The sequence below is a fragment of the Brachyspira sp. genome, from assembly GCF_050873525.1.
GTDB lineage: Bacteria > Spirochaetota > Brachyspiria > Brachyspirales > Brachyspiraceae > Brachyspira.
In genome coordinates this window covers 1-6,213 of the sequence record NZ_JBNMIZ010000157.1, presented here as the reverse complement: position 1 = coordinate 6,213, position 6,213 = coordinate 1, and the positions used below count along the sequence as shown (strand labels likewise).

At 31.5% G+C, this 6,213-nt stretch carries 5 protein-coding genes and 1 pseudogene; 4 read left to right on the top strand and 2 right to left on the bottom strand.

Annotated features, from left to right (window positions below; genetic code table 11):
- Nucleotides 1–223 precede the first annotated feature (223 nt).
- The gene (locus ACR0QS_RS09880; RefSeq protein ID WP_432633280.1) at nucleotides 224–1,291 is read left to right on the top strand and encodes a hypothetical protein; all 1,068 of its coding nucleotides are present in this window, start codon (nucleotides 224–226) and stop codon (nucleotides 1,289–1,291) included.
- 586 nt (nucleotides 1,292–1,877) lie between these two features.
- On the top strand, nucleotides 1,878–2,918 hold the full coding sequence (ispG, locus tag ACR0QS_RS09875) for a flavodoxin-dependent (E)-4-hydroxy-3-methylbut-2-enyl-diphosphate synthase (protein WP_432633279.1): 1,041 nt from the start codon (nucleotides 1,878–1,880) through the stop codon (nucleotides 2,916–2,918).
- Nucleotides 2,919–2,932: 14 nt separating this feature from the next.
- On the opposite strand, the gene ACR0QS_RS09870 is transcribed toward ispG, so the two are convergent.
- Together ACR0QS_RS09870 and ACR0QS_RS09865 are read right to left on the bottom strand one after the other, a co-directional pair.
- Nucleotides 2,933–3,346 (bottom strand): PepSY-like domain-containing protein, encoded by a 414-nt coding sequence (locus tag ACR0QS_RS09870; RefSeq protein WP_432633278.1) that lies wholly within the window; start codon nucleotides 3,344–3,346, stop codon nucleotides 2,933–2,935.
- 56 nt (nucleotides 3,347–3,402) lie between these two features.
- A complete protein-coding gene (locus ACR0QS_RS09865) occupies nucleotides 3,403–3,768 on the bottom strand; it encodes a heavy-metal-associated domain-containing protein (RefSeq protein WP_432633277.1) in 366 nt (121 codons plus the stop codon).
- 169 nt (nucleotides 3,769–3,937) lie between these two features.
- Between ACR0QS_RS09865 and ACR0QS_RS09860 the strand changes: the two genes are divergently transcribed.
- Complete coding sequence (locus ACR0QS_RS09860) at nucleotides 3,938–5,530, top strand: peptide ABC transporter substrate-binding protein (RefSeq protein ID WP_432633276.1); 1,593 nt, start codon at nucleotides 3,938–3,940, stop codon at nucleotides 5,528–5,530.
- Nucleotides 5,531–5,545: 15 nt separating this feature from the next.
- A pseudogene (locus ACR0QS_RS09855) lies at nucleotides 5,546–6,213 on the top strand (hypothetical protein); the annotation flags it as partial.

The window sequence follows — 6,213 nt, the reverse complement described above, 5'->3', positions numbered from 1 at the left end:
TTTCATAAATTCATTACTTTTTTAGAATTTCTTATTTTTTTTTTTTTTTAACAACAATAAAAAATTTTACTTGACTTTTCTTAAAAATTTGTTATACTATGAGTGTAAGGATGAAGTTAATTGATTTAGAAATTTTAAATTGATTAAAAAAAATTGATTTTGGAAATTCTAAATTAATAAAAACGAAATTCTTATAAATAAATTTAATTATAGGAGGCTTGCTATGAGAAAAGTAAGCGATTTTAAAATTATCGTATTTCTAACGATAATGGCTATTGTGGTTATTGGACTTGTCGCTTGTGGAGGAAACGACGCGACTAATCCGAGCAGTATTAGTCAAGGCGGTTCTGGTGGAGGAGGAAGTAATCTCCCTACATTTACCGAGAGGACAAACATTACTTTTATCACTAACACGGGAACTGTGACAAATGAGAATGGAGGAAGCTCAGGCGGAGATAGTGGAGTCGGAGATTTGGGCGACAATAACGGAGACACGGGAAATGTATGGAATGTCGAACAAACGAAAGGAAAAACTTATTACGGCGCTTCTTACAGAGGAGTATATATTTTCGGAGTGAATCCGCCATGGACTAGAGTATCTTACAATGATACGGACAGATTGGATAGAATCTGGAAAAACATGATTGACAGAAGACAAAGAGACGGAAAAAGAAGAATGTATATAAAAACTCGAGACGGAGATTTCTTCTTCGATGCGAATTATAATATTCGCTGGAGCAAAAAGCCCGACACCGTATTGAAATGGTTTCAAGGCGGCGCTATCGTTCTATTAAAACAAGGCTACGGAAATAATGTTCATTCTTCTACGGAATACGGAGGAACATGGAGCGGAAATTATACCATAGGCGGACTTTATACTTTTGCGATGCATGCAAGCCAAGCTACTAGTCTTAATAGCGATGTGGTTAATGAATTCTTCTGGGCTAACTCAACGCTTAAAATGAGTCATAGATATGGCGGTAGAATGGAAATATTGGTAGTGCATCCTGGGTATCCTGTGGATTTAGGAACGGGTTTATTTAGAGTAAATGGACAGGCTGGCACAAAAGGTTGGAGCGGAACGGCTTATGCTCTTCAATCATATGCATCTGAGAGATTTACTGGATATGATGATGGAAATGGAAACGGCGTCTATAACATAAAAGGAAACTCTCCTGAAAGATATCAGCCGCATATGAACGAAACGCATCAACTTTACCATTTAAGTTTCCGCTGGGCGTTTGATAAAACTTACGACCCTAATAATTACCCTACTGATAGCGCAAGATAATAAGATAACTTTAATATAACCACAAAATAATTTAATGGAGCTTGCCAGAAATGGCAGGCTCTTTTTATTTGCATTTTAGAGTTTGTCATTGCGAGATTTATTTTATAAATCGAAGTAATCCAAAATAATAGAATTTTGATTTTAAAATTTAACTTTATAATAGTGGATTGCTTCGCTCACGCTCGCAATGACAAGTTATAAAGTCTGCAATGACAGATAAAAATTTGTCATTGCGAGTGAGTGAAACGAACGAAGCAATCCAATTATAAATTCGTTAGCATCTCTTAATAACAAGGGGTTTTCGCTCTGCGTCCCTTCGGGAAACCCCTTGTATTAGGCAATGGGCTAAAGCCCATTGTTATCAGGTTTATATAATTGTCATTGCTATACAAAGTGGATTGCCACGCTTTCTTACGAAAGCTCGCAATGACGATAAAAATAATACTCACAATGACGATTGGCGTAAGATTGGTGAAAATTTTACTTGACTATTTAAAATAAATTAACGGGCTTGTTTTTTTAATTCTATTGTTTTATTATATTTTATATTTATTTAATTTTTTTAATTTAAGGAAATTTTATCATAATGAATAAAACTAAAATCGTAAAAGTCGGAAATATTTTAATAGGAGGCGGAAATCCTATAACCGTTCAATCGATGACGAATACCGACACAAGAGATATAAAATCAACCGTCCGACAATTAAAAGCCCTCGAAGAAGCGGGAGCGGATATTGTGAGGCTTGCCGTTTTGGATATGGACGCCGCAAAATCTATAAAAGAAATAAAATCTCAAATAAAAATTCCTTTAATCGCCGATATTCATTTTGATTATAGACTCGCTTTGGAAAGTATGAAAAACGGAATTGACGCTTTAAGATTAAACCCTGGAAATATTAAAGATAAAGAAAAAGTTAAAGAAGTTATAAAAGAAGCGAAGGCAAGAGATTTGACTATAAGAGTCGGAGTGAACGGCGGAAGTTTGGACAGAACGATTTATAAAGAAGTTAGCCCCGAAAATATGGTTGAAAGCGCGGGAGAACATATAAAATTAATGGAAGATTTGAATTTTACAAATATAAAAGTTTCTTTAAAATCTTCGGATATAAAAACTACAATAGACGCGAATATTTTATTTAGAAAAAAATACGATTATCCAATTCATTTGGGAGTGACGGAAGCTGGAACTTTAAGAAGCTCGTTAATAAAAAGCACAAGCGCGTTATCCTATCTTATAATGAGCGGAATCGGAGACACAATAAGATATTCCATAACGGGCGACCCTATCGAAGAAGTTATGGCGGGAAAAATGCTTTTGAAATTTTTAGGATTAAGAAAAGAACCTTCCGTAGAAATAATATCCTGTCCAACTTGCGGAAGATGTCAAGTGGAAGTTGAAGAAGTTGCAAGCTATATTGAAAAGCATGTTCAGAATATCAAAAAAAATATTACTATAGCGATTATGGGATGTGTTGTAAACGGACCGGGCGAGGCGAGACATGCGGATTTCGGAGTCGCTGGAACGGGAGACGGAAATTTTATTTATTTTGAAAAAGAAAACGAGCCAATTAAAATTTCAAAAGAAAATATAATAAATTTTATAACTAAAAAAATCGAAGAATTTTAATTTATTTAACAAATTTAAAAACCTTGATAAATAATATTTCCGCTGTCGGTTATTCTTATAACTTTTCTGTCGGAAAATCTTATTTTATAAACTCCCGCTTTTTTCTCTATATCGACTATTTTTGAATTAGCCAAAAAAGAATTTATTGAATTTATAACGGCTTCGGGCAATACTTTTTCTGGAACATAATTATAATAGCCGTCTATTTTTATCCAGTTTCCGTCAGCGGTAAAAGATATTTTTGCGTCATTTACAAGTTTTACCGTATATACGCCTTTATCCATTTTTATTTCTTCGATAGGAGTTTGAGGATAAATCGATTCTATAAATTCTTGAGCGTTTTTAGGCAAAGAACTCGGAGGAATTTCAGATTTCGCATATATTATAGCGGAAACGAATAATAATATAAATATAATTTTATTTTTCATTTTAATATCCTTTCTATTTCAAATTTTAGACGATTAAATTTTAAAAAAGTTCCCGTTTAATCTTTTATATAATATCTATATCCAGAATCTTTAATCGCATCTTCTAATAATTTTTCGTCCAATTCTTCTTTCATTAAAATAACCGCTTCCTCTTTATCGAAGTCTACTTTCGCATAAACATTATTTATTTTATTAAGATGATTTTCTATATTTTTAGCGCAGTGAGAACAAGTCATTCCGCCGATATTCAAAACTTTTTTGTAGGGATAATGCTTCTTATTTTTATCTTTTACTTTCACTTTTTCGGTATTCAAAGTTCCTTCTCCCGAGCAACAGCTTCCCGATTTCATTCTTTTTATATAATTCACAATTCCGACTATAGCGATAATTCCAATTACGATTAATATTATCGTTTTTTCCATAAAAAATTTATCCTTGAAATAATATAAAATTAAAAAGTTAATATATTCTAACATTTTATAATTTATTGTCAATATAATATTTTAGTTTATTGACAAATATTTACTATTTTGATATAACTTTAATAAATATTTGCATTAAAATCTTAAATAATAAAACGAGGTAATCATAATGAAGAAAGTATTATTTTTATTATTAACTTTATTAACTTTTTGTTTTTCCTGTTCGGTAAGAAATTCCAACGACATAATAAGAGTGAGCGTTGGAGCCGAGCCTCAAAGTATAGACCCTTCTTTTTTGTCTGCAATAGACAGTATGATTTATGCCGTTCATACATTCGAGGGACTCACAACAAAAGATAAAAATAATAATATAATAGGTGGAGTCGCTAAAGATTGGGAAATCTCCGAAGACGGTTTGACTATAATATTTCATTTAAGAGATAACGCAAAATGGAGCGATGGAAAACCAGTCGTTGCAGAAGAATTCGTTTATTCTTTCAGAAGACTTGCAAATCCAGAAACGGCGTCATCTTACAGTTTTTTAATTTCTCCGATAAAAAATGCGGATAAAATAATGGCGAAAGAATTGAATATAGAAGAGTTGGGAATAGAAGCCATTGACGATAAAACTTTAATTATAAAATTTGAAAAACCTACGGCTTATTTTTTAGAGCTTGCTTCCGTTCCTATATTTTCGCCTCTTAGAAAAGAATTTGTAGAAGGAAACGATAATTGGACTTTTTCGCCCGACACTTATATCGGAAACGGTCCTTATAAAATGATAGAAAGAAAACCCGATGAAAGCATCTCTTTGGAAATAAACGATAATTATTGGAATAAAAATTCTTTGAAAGCAAATAGAATAGATTTTATTATGTTTTCCGATGTGGCGACCGCTTATGCCGCGTTAAAAGAAGGAACTTTGCTTTATTCTTCAAGGATTCCAAATAGCGATATAGACGCTTTAAGAGAAGAAGGCTATTTGGTTTCGACTCCTTCGCTTGGAACTTCTTATTACGCTTTGAATAATACGAATTCTATTGTGAAAGATAAAAGAGTTCGCAGAGCTTTAGCCCTCGCAATAGACAGAAATTATATAGTGGAAAATATTACCAAAGGCGGAGAAAAACCTGCAATAGCTTTCGTTCCTTACGGACTCAAAGATATAAAAGGAGATTTTAGAGAAAACGGAATAAAATATTTCAGCGCCGATAAAGAAGATTATAAAAGCAATGTTGAAGAAGCGAAAGAACTTTTAAGTCAGGCGGGATATTCAAACGGAGCTAATTTTCCAGTATTGGAATTTAAAACCAACCCAGGTTCGGGCGTCATTATAGCGGAAGCGATTCAGCAGATGTGGAAAGAAAATTTAAATATAGATATGATTATAACCCAAGAAGATTGGTCCGTATTTCAAAAAAATAGACAAACTAAAAATTATGTCGTATGCAGAGCCGATTGGATAGGCGATTATTTGGACCCGATGACTTTTCTTCAATTATTTACGATTAACGGAGCGGGCAATAGAGTCGGCTACAGCAATGTTAATTATGATAAACTTATTTTGGAAGCGCAGTCGACTATGGATAATAATATAAGAATGTCAAATATGCATAAAGCGGAAGATATGCTAATAGGCGATGATATGGCTTTGATTCCTCTATATCATTATACGGCGTCTTCTATGCAGAACAATAAACTTAAAGATGTGTTTGTCGACACTTTGGAAATAAGAAGATTTTTTTATTCGTATATTAAATAATTTTTAATCGATTTTATGATAAGCATAAAAAGACGAAGGCAGATAAAATTTTTAATTATATTTTTTGCGATATTAATAATTATAATTTTAGCGGTTATTATATACGGTTTTTATCCTTACGGTTTGCATAAAAAATATATGCATAAAGTAAGAATGCCAAAAGACAGCATTGCGTATATTAGCGCAAAAAATTTTAATAATAGTTTATTAAAATTTTCTGATGAAATAAAATCTCCAATAATTTTTGAAACTTTTAATAATTTGAAAAACGATTCTAATTTTCTAAACAAAATAATATTTTCAATTTTATCAAAAAGAAACGCGTCGATTTTATTATGGCAGTATAATAATAATTTGGAAGATTCGGAATTATTTTATTTTTTGGATACGGGAAATTTGATTAATTTTTTTGCGAATAATTTTTTTCAATTTAGTATAAAAGAATTGAATATAAACGGGACAAAATATAATGTGAATAAAATCAATTATGACGATTTGGAATTTTTTATTATAGGAAACGAAAAACCTTTTTTATATTTTGCGTTTTATAAAGGGCTTTTTATAATAACGAAAAATTATATAAATCTAAAAAAGATAATTTATTTTTTAAGTTCAAAAACGAACACTTTAAAAGACATTAATATTTTGAATAAAATTTCTTTTGATTATAATCCTGATATTTC

Coding starts and splice junctions, on each gene's coding strand:
- ACR0QS_RS09880 (WP_432633280.1), top strand. CDS start 224: ATGAGAAAAGTAAGCGATTTTAAAATTATCGTATTTCTAACGATAATG.
- ispG (WP_432633279.1), top strand. CDS start 1,878: ATGAATAAAACTAAAATCGTAAAAGTCGGAAATATTTTAATAGGAGGC.
- ACR0QS_RS09870 (WP_432633278.1), bottom strand. CDS start 3,346: ATGAAAAATAAAATTATATTTATATTATTATTCGTTTCCGCTATAATA.
- ACR0QS_RS09865 (WP_432633277.1), bottom strand. CDS start 3,768: ATGGAAAAAACGATAATATTAATCGTAATTGGAATTATCGCTATAGTC.
- ACR0QS_RS09860 (WP_432633276.1), top strand. CDS start 3,938: ATGAAGAAAGTATTATTTTTATTATTAACTTTATTAACTTTTTGTTTT.